This is a genomic window from Aeromonas sp. R7-1, assembly GCF_040908115.1.
In the GTDB taxonomy this organism is placed as follows: Bacteria; Pseudomonadota; Gammaproteobacteria; order Enterobacterales; family Aeromonadaceae; genus Aeromonas; species Aeromonas caviae.
Genome location: NZ_JBFODD010000019.1, coordinates 124,097 through 143,933 on the forward strand (window position 1 = coordinate 124,097; position 19,837 = coordinate 143,933).

17 protein-coding genes are annotated in these 19,837 nt (G+C 64.9%); 8 read left to right on the forward strand and 9 right to left on the reverse strand.

Going from position 1 to position 19,837, the window contains the following annotated elements:
- Window positions 1-119 precede the first annotated feature (119 nt).
- The 3 genes from AB5Y51_RS03270 to AB5Y51_RS03280 all read left to right on the forward strand — a co-directional run bounded on the left by AB5Y51_RS03270 (window position 120) and on the right by AB5Y51_RS03280 (window position 3,091).
- Entirely contained in the window at window positions 120-830 is a 711-nt protein-coding gene (locus tag AB5Y51_RS03270; protein ID WP_323911581.1) for a metallophosphoesterase, read from the forward strand.
- Between the two features lie 178 nt (window positions 831-1,008).
- Window positions 1,009-2,436 (forward strand): exodeoxyribonuclease I, encoded by a 1,428-nt coding sequence (gene sbcB, locus AB5Y51_RS03275; protein ID WP_323878261.1) that lies wholly within the window; start codon window positions 1,009-1,011, stop codon window positions 2,434-2,436.
- A gap of 148 nt (window positions 2,437-2,584) precedes the next feature.
- Window positions 2,585-3,091: a hypothetical protein gene (locus tag AB5Y51_RS03280; RefSeq protein WP_010674463.1), complete on the forward strand. Its 507-nt coding sequence runs from the start codon at window positions 2,585-2,587 to the stop codon at window positions 3,089-3,091.
- Between the two features lie 59 nt (window positions 3,092-3,150).
- Here the strand turns inward: AB5Y51_RS03280 and AB5Y51_RS03285 are convergent, their stop codons facing one another.
- Entirely contained in the window at window positions 3,151-4,866 is a 1,716-nt protein-coding gene (locus AB5Y51_RS03285) for a glycoside hydrolase family 36 protein (protein WP_368178052.1), read from the reverse strand.
- A 129-nt stretch (window positions 4,867-4,995) separates the two neighbouring features.
- On the opposite strand from AB5Y51_RS03285, the gene AB5Y51_RS03290 reads away from it, so the two are divergent.
- From AB5Y51_RS03290 to cdd, 3 genes are all read left to right on the forward strand, one after another.
- On the forward strand, window positions 4,996-5,355 hold the full coding sequence (locus tag AB5Y51_RS03290) for a CidA/LrgA family protein (RefSeq protein WP_368178053.1): 360 nt from the start codon (window positions 4,996-4,998) through the stop codon (window positions 5,353-5,355).
- Window positions 5,352-6,038 (forward strand): LrgB family protein, encoded by a 687-nt coding sequence (locus AB5Y51_RS03295; protein ID WP_368178054.1) that lies wholly within the window; start codon window positions 5,352-5,354, stop codon window positions 6,036-6,038. The genes AB5Y51_RS03290 and AB5Y51_RS03295 overlap by 4 nt, the downstream gene beginning before the upstream one ends.
- Before the next feature lie 226 nt (window positions 6,039-6,264).
- Entirely contained in the window at window positions 6,265-7,146 is an 882-nt protein-coding gene (gene cdd, locus AB5Y51_RS03300; protein WP_010674459.1) for a cytidine deaminase, read from the forward strand.
- Window positions 7,147-7,946: 800 nt separating this feature from the next.
- On the opposite strand, the gene AB5Y51_RS03305 is transcribed toward cdd, so the two are convergent.
- From AB5Y51_RS03305 to AB5Y51_RS03315, 3 genes are all read right to left on the reverse strand, one after another.
- On the reverse strand, window positions 7,947-9,611 hold the full coding sequence (locus AB5Y51_RS03305) for an AMP-binding protein (protein ID WP_043155860.1): 1,665 nt from the start codon (window positions 9,609-9,611) through the stop codon (window positions 7,947-7,949).
- A gap of 99 nt (window positions 9,612-9,710) precedes the next feature.
- On the reverse strand, window positions 9,711-9,989 hold the full coding sequence (locus tag AB5Y51_RS03310) for a YfcL family protein (RefSeq protein WP_010674457.1): 279 nt from the start codon (window positions 9,987-9,989) through the stop codon (window positions 9,711-9,713).
- 107 nt (window positions 9,990-10,096) lie between these two features.
- Window positions 10,097-11,212, reverse strand: a complete 1,116-nt coding sequence (locus tag AB5Y51_RS03315) for an ATP-NAD kinase family protein (protein ID WP_042881832.1) — start codon at window positions 11,210-11,212, stop codon at window positions 10,097-10,099.
- A gap of 117 nt (window positions 11,213-11,329) precedes the next feature.
- Here AB5Y51_RS03315 and AB5Y51_RS03320 point away from each other — a divergent pair, with 117 nt between their 5' ends.
- Window positions 11,330-12,052: a TerC family protein gene (locus AB5Y51_RS03320; RefSeq protein WP_103259990.1), complete on the forward strand. Its 723-nt coding sequence runs from the start codon at window positions 11,330-11,332 to the stop codon at window positions 12,050-12,052.
- Between the two features lie 86 nt (window positions 12,053-12,138).
- Here AB5Y51_RS03320 and aroG read toward each other — a convergent pair whose 3' ends face one another.
- The 5 genes from aroG to AB5Y51_RS03345 form a co-directional block, all read right to left on the reverse strand.
- The gene (aroG, locus tag AB5Y51_RS03325) at window positions 12,139-13,194 is read right to left on the reverse strand and encodes a 3-deoxy-7-phosphoheptulonate synthase AroG (protein ID WP_201900946.1); all 1,056 of its coding nucleotides are present in this window, start codon (window positions 13,192-13,194) and stop codon (window positions 12,139-12,141) included.
- A gap of 197 nt (window positions 13,195-13,391) precedes the next feature.
- A complete protein-coding gene (gene aroA, locus AB5Y51_RS03330) occupies window positions 13,392-14,672 on the reverse strand; it encodes a 3-phosphoshikimate 1-carboxyvinyltransferase (protein WP_049636217.1) in 1,281 nt (426 codons plus the stop codon).
- A gap of 170 nt (window positions 14,673-14,842) precedes the next feature.
- Complete coding sequence (gene serC / locus AB5Y51_RS03335; RefSeq protein ID WP_041212940.1) at window positions 14,843-15,931, reverse strand: 3-phosphoserine/phosphohydroxythreonine transaminase; 1,089 nt, start codon at window positions 15,929-15,931, stop codon at window positions 14,843-14,845.
- A gap of 224 nt (window positions 15,932-16,155) precedes the next feature.
- Entirely contained in the window at window positions 16,156-17,085 is a 930-nt protein-coding gene (locus AB5Y51_RS03340; protein ID WP_368178055.1) for an electron transfer flavoprotein subunit alpha/FixB family protein, read from the reverse strand.
- 103 nt (window positions 17,086-17,188) lie between these two features.
- The gene (locus AB5Y51_RS03345) at window positions 17,189-17,938 is read right to left on the reverse strand and encodes an electron transfer flavoprotein subunit beta/FixA family protein (RefSeq protein ID WP_182951275.1); all 750 of its coding nucleotides are present in this window, start codon (window positions 17,936-17,938) and stop codon (window positions 17,189-17,191) included.
- Window positions 17,939-18,064: 126 nt separating this feature from the next.
- Between AB5Y51_RS03345 and AB5Y51_RS03350 the strand changes: the two genes are divergently transcribed.
- Window positions 18,065-19,708, forward strand: a complete 1,644-nt coding sequence (locus AB5Y51_RS03350; RefSeq protein WP_368178056.1) for an electron transfer flavoprotein-ubiquinone oxidoreductase — start codon at window positions 18,065-18,067, stop codon at window positions 19,706-19,708.
- Window positions 19,709-19,837 lie beyond the last annotated feature (129 nt).

Consider the following 19,837-nt stretch of genomic DNA (forward strand, 5'->3'; position numbering starts at 1 on the left):
CGCACGTTCACGGGGGCAATCCTATGATTTACCAGGCTTTGCCCGCTCGCCACTTTTCTTCTGTAACCTTATGTACAGGCAGACAAAACATCCCCGTCCGGAAAGAGGCAGGAGACGCCATGACACCCTCCCCCCTGATAAGACGCTTCCCCCAAAACGCCCTGGGGCGCGATCTGGCCGTCGGCGACATCCACGGCCACTTCGCCCTGTTGCAGCAGGCCCTCGACACCCTGGATTTTGATCCCGCCCGGGACCGTCTCTTCAGCGTCGGGGATCTGGCGGATCGCGGGCCCGAGTGCAGCGAGGTGGTCCACTGGCTGGCCAGGCCCTGGTTTCACCCGGTCTGCGGCAATCACGACGACTACGTCTGCCGTTACGAGAGTTGCGATCGGGAGAACTGGATCCGAAACGGCGGCGGCTGGTTTGAACGGCTCTCCCCCCATCAGCAGGCGGCGTTCGCCGTCCACTACCGCAGCCTGCCCCTGGCCATCGAGGTGCAGACCACCCAGGGCCCCGTCGGGCTGCTTCACGCCGATTGCCCCTTCTCCTCCTGGCAGGGGCTGCTGGACCAACTCGATGCCGGGGTGAGCGGCGGACGGCTTCGGGCCATCAAGAACGTCTGCCTCTGGTCAAGGCGCCGTATCGAACGGCTGGACGAGGGCGGGGTCGCGGATCTCGCCGCCCTGGTGGTGGGCCACACCCCGGTGAGGGTGCCGGTGCGCCTTGGCAACGTCCACTACATCGACACCGGCGGCTGGTATCCCGAGGAGGGCGGCTACTTCACCCTGCTGGACCTCAATACCCTGACCCCTCACTTTCCCCTGCCCTGAGCCGGACCGATGGGATGACCAGGCTCACGGACAACGCCCACTGCCCATTAAAGCGCCAGGCGAACGCCCCGGACTTCGCTCTGCCAGCGCGATGGTTTACCATGCAGACAATTGCGGTGCATGGCACCCCCACCCAGGCGCCAGGCGCCGCCGTCATCGGATACTCCTTTCGAGCAACATGAGCACATCAGCGCACCCGGCCAGCGGGCCCACGTTCTACTTCCACGACTACGAGACCTTCGGCATCAGTCCGGCCAAAGACAGGCCGTCGCAGTTTGCGGGCATTCGCACCGACGGGGATTTCAACGTCATCGGCGAGCCGCTGGTGATTTACTGCAAGCCGCCGGCGGATTACCTGCCGGAGCCGGAAGCCTGCCTCATCACCGGCATCACGCCGCAAAAGGCGATGAAGGACGGCCTGTGCGAGGCGGACTTCATCCGCCAGATCCACGCAGAGTTCGCCACCCCGGGCACCTGCGTGCTCGGCTACAACAGCATCCGCTTCGATGACGAGGTGACCCGCTACACCCTCTATCGCAACTTCTATGACCCCTATGCCTACGCCTGGCAGAACGGCAACTCCCGCTGGGACATCCTCGACATGCTGCGGGCCTGCTACGCCCTGCGCCCGCAGGGGATAGAGTGGGCCTTCGATGAAGAGGGCAAGCCGAGCTTCAGGCTGGAGAAGCTCACCGTGGCCAACGGTGTGGCCCACGCCAACGCCCACGATGCGCTCTCGGATGTGCTGGCCACCATCGAGATGGCCAGGCTGGTGAAAAAGGCTCAGCCCAAGCTCTTCGAGTACCTCTTTGATCTTCGCAACAAGAACAAGGTGAAGGCCCTCATCGACGTGGTGACCATGAAACCCCTGGTGCACGTCTCCGGCATGTTCTCCCCCTGGCAGGGGTGTGCGAGCTGGGTGTCGCCGCTCGCCTGGCACCCCACCAACCAGAACGCGGTGATCATGGTGGATCTGACCCGTGACCCGACTCCGCTCATCGAGCTCTCCTGCGAGGAGATCCGCGAGCGCCTCTACACCAAAAAAGAGGAGCTGGGGGATCTGGCCGGCATTCCGGTCAAACTGGTGCACATCAACAAGTGCCCGGTGCTGGCCCCGGCCGCTACCCTGACGCCGGAGCGGGCGGACGAACTGGGCATCAATCGGGCTCAGTGCCGCAAGAGCCTGGATCTGCTGCGGGCCCACCCCGAGGTGCGGGAAAAACTGGTGGAGGTATTCAACCAGGAGTTTGCCGGCAGCACCGACGGCGACCCCGACACCCAGCTCTACGCCGGTTTCTTCGGCCACGGCGACAAGTCCACCATGGATCTGGTGCGCGCCACCCCGGCGGATCTGCTGGGGGAGCGGGAGTTTGCCTTCACGGATCCCCGTCTGCCCGAGATGCTGTTCCGTTACCGCGCCCGCAACTGGCCCCACACCTTGAGCGAAGCGGAGCAGAAGCGCTGGCGCCTGCACTGCAGCGACTACTTCAGCCGCCGCCTGCCGGATTATGTGCCGCGCCTGGAAGCCCTGGCGGAACAGAACCAGGGGAACGAACGGAACTTTGCGATTCTAAAGAGTCTCTATCACTACCTTGAAAATCTGTGAGATGTGAGCCGTTTCACAGTTAAAAACCGATGCGTTTCCCCGGCTCGCGACATAATGGGCAGGGAGCCCAAGCTCCTGATAGTGTGAATATTTAGATGCGCTGACGGCATGGATGCCGTGCTTTCGACTGTTGGGGAACTCTCGTTTTATGCGTTCAGCTCTGCCTGCTTTGACACTCGTCGCCTGTGCCCTGCTGCCCCAGGCCGCCCTCGCTGGCGCCCGGTTCGAGGTGCCAGACTACCTCTTGCGCCTGCCGGAGCAGACCTACCGGCTCATCGAGCACAACTTCAGCACCCTCTACCAGCAGACCGACTTCACCCCGCAAATCACCAACAGCTATTTCAACCACTCGGATCTCTACCGCTTCGCCGGCATTCCCCTGGCCATCACGCCGCAAAACGGCTTCCAGATGGAGGTGTTCGGCCAGCTCTACAACAAGTCGTCCCAGATCTATGCCCAGATGAGCCAGGATCTCTCCCTCTATCGCACCCTGCGGGTGGACATGATGGGGGATCAGAGCGACGAGATCGCCATCGGCATGGGGCTCGGCATCCCCCTCACAACTCGCCTCACCGTCAAGGCGCTCGCCTCCAGCAACGAGATCCCGGGCTATGGCTCCGCCAATTACGCCATCGGGATGGAGTGGCACTTCTAGAGACCATTTCGCCACGTAAAAAAGGCTCCCGAGGGAGCCTTTTTTACAGTGCAACGCCATCAGGGGTAGCGGATCACCGCCCCCTGCCCCCCTTGCAGCACCAGGGTGCTCCCCAGGGGCGTCTCGTCCCAGAAGTCCGTGCCCCCCGGCGCCAACGGGAACTCGCAGGGGGGCTCCCCCCAGTTGAACAGGCAGAGCAGCTCGCCGCCCCCGGGCAGCGCCACCCGTCCGCGCTCGAATGCCATCCCCTCGAAGCGGGCCGCCGGGGTGCGCGCGGCGCACAGGGCGAGCAGCTTGCCAAGGCGCGCCCCTTGCGCCTCGTCCAGATCCTGCAATCTGTCCCCCGCCAGCACCATGCCACCGCTCGCCACCAGGGCAGCCAGGTGGAAGTCGTACTCGGCGCGGCTCCCGTGCTGGCCCGGGATATCCCGCAGGCAGACGCAGTCGGGGTCCAGCACCCAGAGCCGCTCGTGCTGCCAGGCGCGGCAGAAGGCTTCTCGCGCTATCTGGCGAAAACGGGGGCCCTGGCGCTCCACGTCATCGCTCACCCGCATGCCGTGCACCAGGCCGAGGCTCGGCCACAGCGGCGCATTGCAGCCGAGCAGGAAGGCCCCCTCCCCGGCGCCGCGCAGGATGGCGGCCATGCCGCGCCGATAGGCCTCCACCCGGGTGGCGGCGGGGTCGTGGAAGCGCCCACCGTGGATGGCCCCCCAGAAGTTGGCATCGAGCTTGAAGTAGTGAATGCCCCACTGGGTACGCAGGGTGCGAAATACCTGCTCCAGGTGCGTCTGCACCTCGGGGTGGGTGCCATCCAGCACGTACCAGGGAGTGCAGCGCCAGCCCCCGTAGGTGACCCGCTCCGAGGGAAGCGGCAGGCCATCCTCCCCTTTCACGAACCAGTCAGGGTGCTGCTGGAACACTTGCGAGCCGGGCTCGGCGATAAAGGGGGCGACCCAGAGCGCCGGCTCGCAACCGGCGGCGCGGATCTCCCCTGCCAGGGCCGCCACCCCCTCCTCGAACTTGGCGGAAGGGGTGAGCCAGTCCCCCATCCTGGCCTGATAGCCATCGTCTATCTGCACGTAGCGCAGGGCCGGGAAACGCTCGGCCCGCACCGCCAGGTTCTCGCGAATGTCCGCCGCGCTCACGTTCGCGTAGTAGTGATACCAGGAGCACCAGCCGCTCGGGCGCGTGGGCACCTCCCCCACCAGGGAACCGTGCTCGGCGGCGATATGCTGCGCCAGCGTCGCGAGCAGGGCCTCCCTGTCCGGCCCCTCCAGGCAGATCAGCGCCTCGCTCTGCCAGTGCGCACCCGGCGCCAGGGTGCGCCCTTCGGTGTTCATCACGATCTCGAGGCGCCCGTCGGGATGGAGGCGAAACTCCCCGCCAAAGCGCTGGCAGCTTGCAAAGGCCAGCAGCAGCCAGCCCCCCTCCTGCGCCACCAGCAGCAGGTTGTGCACCGTGTGGTAGCCATGGTCGGCGGTGATGCGATAGACAGACGCATCGGGGCAGCGGCCCAGGTGCTCGGGGGCGTTCCAGCGTCCCCCGGTCTGGGCCAGCATCTGGAATCCCTCCCCGTAGATGGCCGCGTCGGGCGCAAGTCCGAGATCCCCCTCAAACAGCCGCCAGTGGTGGACGGCCTCGGACTGCTTCCCTGTGTTGTCAAGCCTCACCCGGCAAAGCGGCCCCTCCCACTGGCGGGTTTGCAGCAGGGCGTCAGGGAGGGCGGGATCGGCGGGCAGTTGGCGCAACCGGGCCAGGAGAGAGGGGGTCGACATGGGAACTCCTTCTTGTGAATGGGGTTGAAGCCGGGCCATTGTATCCCCTGCGGGCCAGTTGACCCTGTTCCCTCCCCCCCGTGCCTGTTAAACTGCGACCTCGCTCACACTTGCCAAGATGAGGCCCCCGTGCTGCTGCAACGCACCCTGCGCTACCTTCGTGATTTTCTGGTCATCATCGCCTGTCTGCTGGCAGGCAAGGCCGTGGCGGCCATCCTGCCCTTCGCCTTCCCCGGCAGCATCATCGGCATGCTGCAGCTGTTCGTGCTGCTCTCCTTGCAGATTGTCCGCTTCTCCTGGGTCGAGCTGGGGGGCGGCCTGCTGCTGCGCCACATGGGGGTGCTGTTCGTGCCGGTGGCGGTGGGCCTGGTGGCCTGGCTCGAGCCCCTGCGCCAATCCTTCGGTCTCATCATGCTCTGCGTCGTGCTCGGCATCGTGCTCATCCTGGGCGCGGTCGGCCACCTCTATCAAAGGATGAACAAGCCATGATCCTCTGGTTCGCCCTGCCCCTCACCCTGGCCCTCTATTTCATGACCCGGGCCCTCTACCGCCGCCTGCCCTGGCCCGTCATCAATCCGGTGCTGATCCCCACCGCCGTCATCATCGGCCTGCTGCTCTGGCTCGATCTGCCTCTGGATCAGTACCAGCAGGGGGCCTCACCCCTCACCGCCCTGCTGGAACCCGCCGTGGTGGCCCTGGCCCTGCCGCTGTACCAGCAGGCGCGCCAGATCCGCGACAAGCTCACACCCATCCTGGCCTGTACCTTCACCGCGGTGCTCATCTCGGTCTGCACCACCCTGGGGGTCGGCCACCTGATGGGGGCGGATCCGGCGCTGCTCGCCTCCATCGCCACCAAGTCCATCACCACGCCGCTCGCCATGAGCGTCAGCCAGTCCCTCGGCGGCATTCCCGCCATCGCCGCTGCCGTGGTGGTGGTGGTGGGGATCCTGGGGGCCCTGGTGGGCTATCCCCTGCTCAAGCTGATGCGGGTCACCGACCCCGAGGCTCAGGGGCTCGCCATGGGAGCCTGCGCCCACGCCATCGGCACCGCCGCCTCCGCCGAGCAGGGGGTGACCCAGGGCGCCTTCTCGTCGCTGGCCATGGTGGTGTGCGGCGTGCTGACCGCGGCCATCGCCCCCCTGCTGTTCGCCCTCTACCACTGGCTGACCTGATCCCCGTTGCCATGGCCGCCCTTGCGGCCATGGCCTCTGTGCCCTTTCACCGTTTCCATCCGATACCCTCGCCTCCCTGATGCCGGGAGCTGGCGCACAGATTGCGAAAGACAAACGTTTCCTTTACCATCCCCGCCCCTTTGCCCATCAAGGCGTGAGCGCGCTCACACAATTCGCCGCGCTTGCTCCCTACAATGGCCCCCCAATTGGCCTTTGAGGACACAGTATGCATCCCCGCTTTGCCAAGCCATTCGAGACCCTTTCCGCCCCGCTCCAGGCCGCCCTGCTGCCCATGCTGGGGGACGATTTCCAGGCCCGTTTCACCCCGGACCAGGTCGCGACCCTGAAGGCCGCCACCGGGCTGGATGACAGGGCCCTGCGTCTGGCCTTGCTGCCGCTGGCGGCCGCCTGCTCGGTGGCCCCCATCTCCAGGTTCTTCGTCGGCGCCATCGCCTGCGGCCTGAGCGGCACCTGGTACTTTGGCGCCAACATGGAGTTCGCGGGCCAGGGGCTGTTCCACTCGGTCCACGCCGAGCAGTCCGCCATCTCCAACGCCTGGCTGGGTGGCGAGACCGGGATCTCCGAGATCACCGTGAACTACACCCCTTGCGGCCACTGCCGCCAGTTCATGAACGAGCTGAGCACCGCCAAGACCCTGAAGGTCTCCCTGCCGGACGATCTCAGCGAGCTGCAATCCTTCCTGCCCCACTCCTTCGGCCCCGCCGATCTCGAGATCACCGATGCCCTGATGAGCCCCCAGGCTCACGACGAGCTGGTGCTCGAGAGCGACGACCCCCTGTGGCAGGCTGCGCTCGCCGCCGCCCGCCAGAGCTATGCCCCCTACAGCCAGGGCTATGCCGCGGTGGCGCTGCAGTTCGAGGACGGGCGCATCTTCTGCGGCCGCTATGCCGAGAACGCCGCCTTCAACCCGAGCCTGCCGCCGATGCAGATGGCCTGCGCCCACGCTGTGCTGGGTGGCGAGGATCTCGCCACCGTGCGCCGCGCCGTGCTGCTGGAGAGCAAGGATGGCCAGATTAGCCAGCGGGACTCCGCCCAGTCCACCCTGAAGGCGCTGGGTTCAGTCGAGCTTGAGTACAAAGCCGTCTGACCCCGGCATCCGCCAACGGGAAGGGGAGCTGCGGCTCCCCTTCTTGCTCTCTGCGGCTCTCATCCTGCCCCTCACCCCCTTTCTCTGCGCCTCTGGCGCCGTGCATCAGATGCCCCCCTGCCCCATGTGAGGGCGGCCTCCCTCCGATGACCTTATTGGCAGACCTCCTCTGCGGTGGCGGGAAGCCCAGGTTAAAAGGCCAATACCCCGCCCCTGCCCCTTGCGGCCCCCGTGTGTGACCCCAAGATGCATTTGCCAAGCCACTGGGATCCCGCCTCTGCATGGATTTTGCAAATACCTTTCCCTGCCGATTCCCCCGGCGCGGGGCGGCATGGCGGCGGCGGGAAAGGTCGGGGAAGGGGTCAATGCCCCGCCCTCGCCTCTTGCGGCCCCCGTGTGTGCCCCCAAGATGCATTTGCCAAGCCACTGGGATCCCGCCTTTCCATGGATTTTGCAAATACCTTTCCCTGCCTGTTTCCTCGATGAGGGGCGGTATGGCGGTGGCGGGAAGCCCAGGTTAAGGGGCCAATACCCCGTCCCCGCCCCTGGCGCCCCCCGTGTGTGACCCCAAGATGCATTCGCCCAGCCACTGGGATCACGCCTCTCCATGGATTTTGCAAATACCTTCCCTGCCTGTTCCTTCGACGCGGGGCGGTATGGCGGCGGCGGGAAGCATCGGAGAAGGCGTCAATGCCCCAGCCCCTTCCCCTGTCGGCTTGCTTCCCCCCTGAAATACAGCGGGGGAGCCACTGGCTCCCCCGCTGTCATTGATGTGGCCCATATGGCGGCACCGACCCCTGTCAGGACTCCCACAGGATGCGCTGGCTGCCGGACCAGCGCTCGCCGATGTCCGCGTATTTTTGTTCCAGCAGATGGCGGCGGATCTTCATGGTGGGGGTCAGCACCCCGTTCTCGATGTTCCAGGGGCTCTTGACCACCAGGATGCCCCGCAGGCGAGCGTGGGATTCCAGCTTGTCGTTGACCCGATTGAGGGCAGCCTCCAGCTGGGCCTCCACCCCGGCCTTGTCCCCTTTCATGGCGCTCTCGGCGAGCTGCACCAGGGCGACCGGCTGCGGCATGCCGTAGCCGATGACGCAGAGCTGCTCAATGATGGGCTCCTGCCCAAGCATCCCCTCGATGGGCACCGGGGCCACGTACTTGCCCTTGGCGGTCTTGAAGACATCCTTCATGCGACCGGTGATGGTGAGGTAACCCTCCCGGTCCAGCTTGCCCATGTCACCGGTGTGCAGCCAGCCCTCGGCGTCGATGGCCTCTGCACTGTGCTCGGGATCCTTGTAGTAGCCCACCATCATGCCGTCGCAGCGACAGAGGATCTCCCCCTCGTCGGAGATCTTGATGGTCACCCCGGGCCCGGCCTTGCCGACGGTGCCTATCTTGTCCGCCCGGAACGGGTAGTTGAGGGTGGAGTAGGCGTGGTTCTCGGTCATGCCCCAGGCCTCGGTGATATGGATGCCGATGCTGTGATACCACTCCAGCAGCGCCGGGGCCACCGGCGCAGAGCCGCAGCCCAGCACCCGCGCCTGATCCAGCCCCAGCCCCTTTTGCAGCTTGCTCTTGATGAGGCTGGAGACGAGGGGGATCTTGAGCAGCAGCGCCAGCTTTTTCTGGGGCAGCTTCTCGTGGATCTTGATGCGGAACATGGCCCAGAGCCGCGGTACCGAGATGAAGACGGTGGGACGGCAGCGCTTGACGTCCTCGATGAAGGTGTCGAGGGACTCGGGGAAGGCGATGGTGGCACCGCTGAACAGGCTGCCGCCGTAGATGTAGACCCGCTCGGTGATGTGGGCAAGGGGCAGGTAGGAGAAGCCGCGATCCTCGGCGGTGAGGGAGACCGCCTCCACCAGCTTCTCGCAGGACCAGGCGTAGCGCTCCACGCTCAGCATGGCCCCCTTGGGCTTGCCGGTGCTGCCGGAGGTGTAAACCAGGCTCAGCAGGGCATCCGGCGCCTGCACCGGGCTGTCCGGGATGGGGTCGTATTGCGCCAGCAGATCGTCCCACTGGTGGGCGGCCGGCATGGTGTCGTAAGGCAGGGCGATACGCAGCAGATCCCCGGGCACCCCCGCCTCCTGGCTCTTCCAGTCGTCCAGCTTGCCGACGAAGATCGCCCTGGTTTCGCTGTGACGCAGCACGTATTCGATGGTGTCGACGTTGGCGGTGGGGTAGATGGGCACGCTCACGTATCCCCCCATCTGCATCGCCAGATCGGCGATGAACCACTGGGCGCAGTTCTTGGAGAGCAGGGCCACCTTGTCACCGGGCACCAGGCCCAGGGCGCGCAGTGCCGTCACCATGCGCCGCGCCTCGTCGGCAACCTCACCCCAGGTGAAGTCGACGTATTCGCGGTGGATGGTCTGACGCAGATAGATTCGGTCGGGACACTGCCGCTCCCAGTGATAGAGCATCTCGAGCGGCAGTCTGGTGGCAATGCGTGAGGTGGAGGCCATGGTTTAATCCCTGAAACAAAAGGCGAGCCTCATTATTAACCTTTTGATAACACTCAGGGAAGCAGATTACTTAAACTTGTGTTTGAACTGCGAATGGGATCAAGCTTCCGCCTGGGCCTGCAGACGCTTCCACATCTCCTGCACCAGCACCTCGTCCTGCTCGGAGAGCTCACCCTGCAAGATGGCCTCGTTCAGGCTGCGCAGCACATAGCTCTTGACGTCCCGCACCAGGGTCTTGCCCTCCAGCTCGGCGCGCGCCACCGCAAGGGAGATGTGCCCTCGCAGATAGCCACCCGCAAACAGCTCGTCTTCGCTGGCCGTGGCGACCATGGCGTCGATCAGTCCCAACAACTTGTGTTCAAAATCGTGAATCGTCATTTAACGCAGCCTCATTTCCGGGGTTGCCGGCAAAAAATTCGGGGAGTGGAACCGCGATCCGGTTGATCGCGGCTCTCTGGCGCCAGGCCAGCCGCATCCTTGATGTCCTATTCCGGGTTGGCCACCGGGTAGATGACCTGATCCTTGTATCCCGTGGTTATGCGCAGATAACCACTCAACGACCGGTTCAGTGCCGGGTCGTCGGTGTCCACCAGCAGCGGACGGCCTTCTAGCGCCGCCAGCTTGGCTTTGGTGGCGAGCACCTGGATATGCTCGCGCCCGACGGCCCGGATCACGTCTGGACTCAATTGCTGATTTCCGCGCCCGAACAGATGTCCCTGACCGCCGATCAGGGTGATGATCAGACGGCAGCGACGGCCGCGGATCCGGGTCAGGATCTCGGCGGCGGACAGATCCTGCCCGATAAGCCGGCCATTTTCCACCAGATCCACACCGAGCAAGGTATTTTCCAGACCCAGCTCCCCCATGCAGGCGGCCACCGTGCTCCCCGACCCCATCAGGTAGAGGGTATCGGGCTCCATCTGCTCCACCACGCCAGCGGCAAGATCGGCCAGCACCAGCTCCTCGGACTCCCGCCCCCCCTGCTTGACCGCCTGCACGTAGCGCAGATCCCCGGGCACCAGCAGCTGGCCGTAGTGGCGGGCGCGCACCTTGCCGGCGCGAAACGCCTCCTCGTCGATGTCCATCACCTCCGCATCCACCAGGCTCAGAAGCTCCCCTGCGATCATTCTGGCCGCCACCCGGCCGCTCGCCGCCGGCGTCACCCCGTAGACCCCGGAGTGGATTTTGCACCCCGCCGGGATGCCGAGCACATGGCAGGACTCCCCCACCGCCGCGCAGATGTCACGGGCGGTGCCATCGCCACCGGCGAAGAGCAGCAGATCCACCCCGGCATCGCGCAGGGCCAGGGCGGCAGCCCGGGTGTCCTCGGCGCTCGTCTGCGCCCCGGCAGGCCGATGGACAATGCGATGGGGCAGCCCCAGCTCGGCGGCGAGGTCGGCCCCCATCTCTTCGGCCACCGTCAGCAGCTCGAATGACGTGGTCAGCTCGCACAGGGGCAACAGGGCCTGGCGGGCCCGCTCCCGGGCCTTGGGGACGGCCCCGCGCGCCAGCGCCTCGGCGACCATGCCGTCACTGCCCTTGAGACCGACGGCCCCGCCGATGCCGGCGACGGGGTTGATGATGAGCCCTAATCGAAACATGTTTCCCTCCTGTTGGATCGCCGCCATTTTTATCTTTTCCCGCCACTGGGACAAGCCATGACCCCCTGCTAAAATGCGCGACTTCTACCTCAATCACTGTTCAACCAAGGTTCAATCATGCTGGAATGGATTGCTGACCCCTCCGCCTGGGTCGCGCTCGCCACCCTGACCCTGCTCGAGATCGTGCTCGGCATCGACAACATCATTTTCATCTCCATCCTGGTGGGTCGCCTGCCGGAAGCCCAGCGCCAGAAAGCGCGCATCCTGGGGCTGGGGCTCGCCATGGGCACCCGCATCCTGCTGCTGCTCTCCTTGGCCTGGGTGATGCGCCTCACCGAGCCCCTCTTCACCGTGCTGGGGGAAGCCATCTCGGGACGGGATCTCATCCTGCTGGTGGGGGGTCTGTTCCTCATCGCCAAGAGCACCCACGAGATCCACCAGAGCCTGGAAGGGGCCGCCGAAGAGGCGGGTGTGGTGAGCAAGACCGCGGGCTTCCTGTCCACCCTGGTGCAGATCGCCATCCTCGACATCATCTTCAGCCTGGACTCCGTCATCACCGCCGTGGGCATGGCGGATCATGTCCCTGTCATGGTGCTGGCCATCATCATCGCCGTCGGCGTCATGATGTTTGCCGCCAAGGCCATCGGCGACTTCGTCGATACCCACCCCACCATCAAGATGCTGGCCCTCTCCTTCCTTATTCTGGTCGGGGTGGCGCTGATGGCCGAAGGGCTGGATCTGCACATTCCCAAGGGTTACATCTACTTCGCCATGGCCTTCTCGCTGGTGGTGGAGATGATCAACATCCGCCTGCGCAGCCACCAGGAGCGGGCCAAGTAAACCGCGACCTGCCGAGAGATGGCCAAACAAAAAGCGCGACCCAGGGTCGCGCTTTTTTATTGCCCCGCCAACGGGGCGCCTTGGGCTCAGAGGGCGTTGCGAGCGGCCACGGCGTCCGCCAGGTTGCGCAGCAGCACCTCGGTATCGGCCCAGCCGATGCAGGCGTCGGTGATGCTCTGGCCGAAGGTGAGCTCGCACCCGTCCACCAGATCCTGGCGCCCTTCCACCAGATGGCTCTCCACCATGACGCCGAACACCGCCTTGCTGCCGGCACGCAGCTGACCGGCCACGTCCTCGGCCACCAGCATCTGGTTCTTGAACTGCTTGCTGCTGTTGGCGTGGCTGAAGTCGATCATCACTTTCTGGGGCAGACCCGCCTTGTCCAGACCACTCACCACCTCATCCACGTGACGGGCGCTGTAGTTGGGCTCGCGGCCACCGCGCAAGATGATGTGACAGTCCGGGTTGCCAGCGGTCGAGACGATGGCGGAGTGGCCGTACTTGGTCACCGACAGGAAGTGGTGCGGGGCGCTGGCGGCGCCGATGGCGTCGATGGCCACCTTGATGGTGCCGTCGGTGCCGTTCTTGAAGCCCACCGGGCAGGAGAGACCGGAGGCCAGCTCGCGGTGTACCTGGGATTCGGTGGTACGGGCGCCGATGGCACCCCAGCTCATCAGATCCGCCACGTATTGCGGGGTGATCATGTCGAGGAACTCGGAGGCGGTCGGCAGCCCCATGTCGTTGAGATCCAGCAAGAGCTTGCGACCCAGGCGCAGGCCGTCGTTGATCTGGCAGCTGTTGTCGAGGTAGGGGTCGTTGATCAGCCCCTTCCAGCCCACTGTGGTACGGGGTTTTTCGAAGTAGACCCGCATCACGATCTCCAGCTGATCTTTCAGCTCGTCGCGCAGCACCTTGAGGTGTTTGCCGTATTCCAGGGCGGCGACCGGATCGTGGATGGAGCAGGGGCCGATCACCACCAGCAGGCGATCATCGTCGCCGGCCAGGATGTTGTGGATGGCCTGACGGGATTCAAACACGGTGGCCGAGGCGGTGTCGGTCGCCGGAAACTTCTCAAGCACCGCAACCGGGGGCAATAACTCTTTGATTTCACTGATACGAACGTCGTCGGTTTGATGCTGCATGACCAAGTTTCCTGCTAGATGACTGCGATAAAGAGATCTCAATCTAGCCCTGTGCCGGGTCGGTGTAAATAGAAAATTACATTCTTCGGCAAGGAATTTTATTATCGCACCTTGCAAGTTTGCATAATGCTGCTAGGAGGCATGAAAAAAGCGGGGGGCAGAGATGAAAAGGCCCGCACGAAGCGGGCCGAAAGGGCTCAGGCCTGACTGACGCTGGCCAGCTTGTCGAAGTAGTCCGGGAAGGTCTTGGAGGTGCAACCCGGATCATTGATGGTGACCGGCGTATCGGAGAGCGCCACCAGGGAGAAGCACATGGCGATGCGGTGATCGTTGTAGGTGTCGATGGCCGCGTGTTTGAGCTGTGCGGGCGGGATCACGGTGATGAAGTCGTGCCCCTCCTCCACTTCCACGCCCAGCTTGCGCAGCTCGGTCGCCATGGCGTGCAGGCGGTCGGTCTCCTTCACCCGCCAGTTGTAGATGTTGCGGATGGTGGTGGTGCCCTCGGCAAACAGCGCCGTGGTGGCGATGGTCATGGCCGCATCCGGGATGTGGTTCATGTCCATGTCGATGCCGTGCAACGGCCCCTGCTCGGCCTCGATGAAGTCATCGCCCCAGGTGATGCGAGCCCCCATCTTCTCCAGTACGTCGGCGAAGTGGATGTCCCCCTGGATGCTGTGCTTGCCGATGCCGGTAACCCGCACCTTGCCCTTGATGGCGCCCGCCGCGAGGAAGTAGGAGGCGCTGGAGGCATCCCCTTCCACCAGGAAGTCCCCCGGGCTGACATAGGTCTGGTTGCCCTTGATGTAGAACACCTTGTAGTCGTCGTGCTCGATGACCACCCCGAACTGCTTCATGATGTGCAGGGTGATGTCGATGTAGGGCTTGGAGACCAGCTCCCCCTTGATGTGGATGCGGGTGTCGCCGGCCGCCATGGGGGCCGCCATCAAGAACGCCGTCAGGAACTGGCTGGAAACGGAGCCGTCGATGTGGACATCGCCACCCCAGAGCCCCTTGGCATCCACCACCAGGGGCGGATAGCCATCTTTCTTCAGGTACTGGATGTGGGCACCCGCTTCGCGCAGGGCATCCACCAGGTGGCCGATGGGGCGCTCTTCCATGCGCGGCTCGCCGCCCAGGGTGTACTCGCCGGAGCCCAGGCACAGGGCGGCGCACAGGGGGCGCATGGCAGTACCGGCATTGCCGAGGAACAGGTTGACCGGCGCCGAGACCGCGAAGCTGCGACCCAGACCATGCACGGTGCACTCGGTCTTGTCGGCGGAGAGCTTGTACTTGACGCCAAGCTGGGTCAGCGCCGCCAGCATGTGGCGGATGTCATCGCTGTCGAGCAGGTTGGTCAGCCGGGTGGTGCCCCGGGCCAGGGCCGCCAGCAGCAGGGCCCGGTTAGAGACACTCTTGGAGCCGGGCAGATTGACCACCCCGGCCACGCTAGAAATGGGTTCCAAACGCAACGAATTCATAGACTTCCTGTTCGATCTCAATTAAATCACCTGACCGGACGTTAACAGCCCGCGTCCCCCGCGGCAAGTTCGACAGTGGCACGACCGCGGGAGAGGGCAGCCTGGGTCAGGATGGGTCTGAAAAACAGACGCCGGGGAGTCCCCGGCGTCTGGCAATGGGGAGACACGCCTCAACCGTGGCGTTTGGCAAAGTCATCCATAAAGCTGACCAGGGCCTTGACCCCTTCCAGGGGCATGGCGTTGTAGAGGCTGGCGCGCATGCCACCGACGATGCGGTGTCCCTTGAGGGCCAGCAGACCGGCCGCTTCCGACTCCGCCAGGAACAGCTTGTCCAGGGCCTCGTTTTTCAGCTGGAAGGGCACGTTCATGCGGGAGCGGCAGGCCACATCCACCTTGTTGCCATAGAAGCTCGACTGATCGAGGTAGCCGTAGAGGAAGTCGGCCTTCTCCTTGTTGCGTGCTTCCATCGCCGCCAGGCCACCCTGCTCCTTGAGCCACTCGAACACCAGACCGGCCAGGTACCAGGCGTAGGTGGGGGGCGTGTTGAACATGGAGTCGTTCTTGGCGGTGAGCTGGTAGTCGAAGATGGACGGCACATCGGCGCGGGCCTGGTTCAGCAGGTCGTCGCGCACGATGGCGATGGCCAGACCAGAGGGGCCTATGTTCTTCTGGGCACCGGCGTAGAGGATGCCGAAGCGGCTCACGTCGAGGGGACGGGAGAGGATGGTGGAGGAGAGATCCGCCACCAGGGGCACATCGCCGGTGGCCGGGATGTCGAACATCTCGATGCCATCGATGGTTTCGTTCGGGCAGTAGTGCACATAGGCGGCATCCGCGCGAAACGCCGGCGTCGACAGCAGGTGGGAGACCCCCTGCTCGTTCTTGGCTACCCCCTGGAAGGTCTGGATGTCACCGTATTTCTGGGCTTCATCCACGGCGCTCTGGGCCCAGACGCCGGTCACCAGGTAATCCGCCTTCTTGTTGGCGCCACCCAGCAGGTTCATGGGCACGGCGGAGAACTGGCCGCGGCCACCGCCGTGCATGAAGAGCACCTTGTAGTTGTCCGGCACCGCCAGCAGGTCGCGCAGGTCCGCTTCGGCCTTCTCGGCGACCGCCATATAGGGCTTGCCGCGATGGGAAAGCTCCATGACCGAGGCTCCCAGCCCCTGGAAATTACAAAATTCGCGCTGGGCGCGCTCCATGACTTCAACCGGCAACATGGCGGGGCCGGCGCAGAAGTTGTAAATCTGTTTGCTCATGACGCTTTCCGTGAATGGATGTGTGTGATCGGTGACTCGAACGTTTTTACACGACAGCCCCCCGTGGGGGCAAAGGCTTTTTGGGATCCAGCGCAACCTTTTGCCCCGGCACCACCGGGCCCCCATCAGACAAAAGCCCTGAACGGGCCAGGGCTTGCAGAGAATATGCATGAAAACGGGGGCGAGACAGCACGGACGGCTTTGTTCGCCCCTTTGTGGCAAATTTACAGCTTGGCGGTGAGCTCCGGCAGCAGGGTGAAGAGATCCCCCACCAGACCGTAGTTCGCCACCTGGAAGATGGGGGCCTCGGCGTCCTTGTTGATGGCGACGATCACCTTGGACTCCTTCATCCCCGCCAGATGCTGGATGGCGCCCGAGATGCCCACCGCGATGTAGAGCTCGGGGGCCACCACCTTGCCGGTCTGCCCCACCTGCAGGTCGTTGGAGACATAACCTGCATCCACGGCGGCCCGCGATGCCCCGACGGCAGCCCCCAGCTTGTCCGCCAGGGCGTCGATGAGGGCAAAGTGCTCTTTCGAGCCGAGCGCCCGCCCGCCGGAGACCACCACCCGGGCCGCCCCGAGCTCGGGTCTGGCGGAGCGCACCGCACGCCGCTCGATGAGCCGGGTACGGCAGCGCACCTCAGCCACCGGCAGCGATTCCATCGCGGCACGCTCCTCCCCGGACCCGGCCTTGGCGAACGCGGTGGGCCGCACGGTGAGCACCTTGACGGGGGCGCTGCTCGCCACCCGGGCGATGGCGTTGCCCGCATAGATGGGACGCAGGAAAGTGTCGGGCCCCTCGATGCCGGTCACCTCGGCGATCATCTCCACCCCGAGCCTGGCCGCCACCCGCGGCAGCAGATCCTTGCCCTGGCTGCTGGCCGCCATCAGGCAGTGCTGGTAGTCCCTGGCCACCTCGGCGAGCAGTCTGTCGACCCCGTCGTTGAGCCCCTCCGCCAGCATGGGATGTTCTGCCAGCAGCACCCGGTTTACCCCCGTGAGGGCGGCGGCCTGCTCCCCCGCCTCCGTCAGCCCCTGCCCCAGCAGCAAGAGGTGCACCTCGCCCCCCAGGCGCCCCGCCGCCGTGACCAGCTGGGCCAGGTTGTCGGCGATCCGCCCCTGATGATGTTCCGCAATCACAAGTACGCTCATGGCAGCACCTTCATGTCATCCATTGATCCCTTGCTCCCCTGGGCCGCTGCCCCATGCATGGCGCTCACGCCTGCGGGAGGCATCCCTCTCATGCCCCTGCCCATCAGAGCACCCGGGCTTCGTGCTTGAGCTTGTCCAGCAGCTCGTCCACCGAGCCCACCCTGATGCCGGCGCTGCGCACCGGTGGCGCCATCACTCCGAGCTGCCGTGTCTGGTCGGCCGGCACCACCCCGAGGGCGGCAAACGGCTGGCTCTCCAGCGGCTTGCGCTTGGCCTTCATGATGTTGGGGAGGGAGGCGAAGCGCGGCTCGTTGAGGCGCAAGTCCACGGTCACCACGGCGGGCAGCGCCATGCCGAGGGTCTCGAGGCCACCGTCTATCTCGCGGGTCACCTGCAATTCCCCCTCCACCAGCCTGATGGCGGAGGCGAAGGTGGCAAGCGGCCAGTCATTGAGGGCGGCGAGCATCTGCCCTACCTGATTGTTGTCAGAATCGATGGACTGTTTTCCGAGCAGCACCAGGTCGGGCTGCTCCTGCCCGCACACCGTTTGCAGGGCCCGGGCCACGGTGAGCGGGGTCAGGGTCTCGTCGGTGACATAGTGCAGCGCCCGATCCGCCCCCAGCGCCAGGGCATGGCGCAACTGCTCGGCCGCCGCCTCGGGGCCGAAGGTCACCACCACCAGCTCGGATGCCACGCCGGCTTCCCGCAGCCTGACCCCCTCCTCCACCGCGATTTCACAAAACGGGTTGATGCCCATCTTCACATTGGCGAGCTCCACATCGGAGCCATCCCCCTTGACCCGGATCCTGACGTTGTAATCAACGACCCGTTTGACTGCGACCAGCAGCTTCATGGCGGTCATCCCTCATACCTGTTGTGTGGGTCCACCTTGTCGTCACTCACTTTTCTGCTGACAAAGTGGTTTACGTTTACGTAAACTACCAGCACTACCCTAGGCCAAGTCGAGCGCAGAGGCAAGATGGAACGCGAAGCAATGGAATTTGATGTCGTCATCGTCGGTGGCGGCCCGGCAGGCCTGAGCGCCGCCATCGCATTGAAGCAGCAGGCCCCGGCCCTCTCGGTCTGCCTGCTGGAGAAGGGGGCCGAAATCGGCGCCCACCTGATCTCCGGCGCCCTGCTCGATCCCGTCGCCCTCAGGGAGCTGCTGCCAGAGAGCTGGCAGGAAGCCCCCCTCGGCGTGCCGGTGACGGATGATCAGGTCCATCTGCTGCAAAGCAACACCCGCTCCCTGCAACTGCCCCACTGGGCGGTGCCGCCCCGCATGCACAACGACGGCAGCCACATCATCAGCCTCGGCACCCTCTGCCGCTGGCTCGGCAAGCAGGCCGAGGCCCTCGGTGTCGAGATCTACCCGGGCTTTGCGGCGAGTGAGCTCATCGTGGAAGAGAACAGGATAAGAGGGGTGGTGACCGGCGATCTTGGTCTCGACAAGGAGGGCAACCCCAAGCCGGATCACGTGCCCGGCATGGCCCTGTATGGCCGCTATACCCTGTTTGCCGAAGGGGCGCGCGGCCACCTCGGCAAACAGCTGATCGCCCGATTCCATCTGGAAAATAGCGCCCAGCCGCAGCATTACGCCATCGGCTTCAAGGAGGTGTGGCAGGTGCCTGCGGGACAATCCCATCCTGGGCGGGTGCTCCATGGCAGCGGCTGGCCCCTTGGTGAGGGAAAGGGCAACAAGAGTCAGGGGGGCTTCTATCTCTATCATCTGGCCCAGGATCAGGTGGCAGTTGGCCTTATCGTCGATCTCAACTACCAGAATCCCTGGCTCAGCCCCTTTGACGAATTCCAGCGTCTCAAGCACCACCCCCTTATCGCGGCAACGTTGCAGGGGGGCGAGCGCATCAGCTACGGCGCACGGGCCATCACCAAGGGGGGCTGGCACTCATTGCCGCGCATGCACTTTCCCGGCGGCCTGCTCATCGGTTGTGACGCGGGCACCCTGGACTTCTCCCGCATCAAGGGGATCCACACCGCCATGAAGTCCGGCATGGTGGCGGCCGCGACGGTCGCCATGGCACTGCGAGGAGGGGATGAAGGGGGACGGGATCTGGCCGAGTTTCAGGACGCGCTGCTGCAAAGCTGGCTGACCCGGGAACTGAAGAGGGCCCGCAACGTTGGGGCCGCCCTGCACCGCTTCGGCCCCTGGCTCGGCGGCGCCTTCAACTGGCTGGAGCAGCGACTCTTTGCCTTGACCTCTCCTTTTACTCTGCTGGACAAGGAGCCGGATTACCGCCAGCTGCGCCTGGCCAGCCGTTGCAAGCCCATCGACTACCCCAAACCCGACGGCAAGCTCAGCTTCGACAAGCTCTCCTCCGTCTATCTGGCCAGCACCAGCCACGACGAGGATCAACCCTGTCACCTGACCCTTCAGGACGCGCGCATTCCGGTCGAGGTCAACCTGCCCACCTGGGCCGAACCCGCCCAGCGCTACTGCCCGGCGGGGGTGTTCGAGATCCTTGATGGGGATACCCGGCCAAGGCTGCAGATCAACGCCGCCAACTGCATTCACTGCAAAACCTGCGACATCAAGGATCCCAGCCAGAATATCGTCTGGACGCCGCCCCAGGGCGGCTCGGGCCCCAACTACCCCAATCTGTAACAGGCTTGCCCACGCACACCAGAGCAGATAACAAGGAGACGCAGCCCCGGAACACCGCCCGGAGACCGTTTCCTGCGCTTGGCCGGGGGCTGTCGCAGGGCGACCAGCAACCCGCCATTCCCGCCGGTG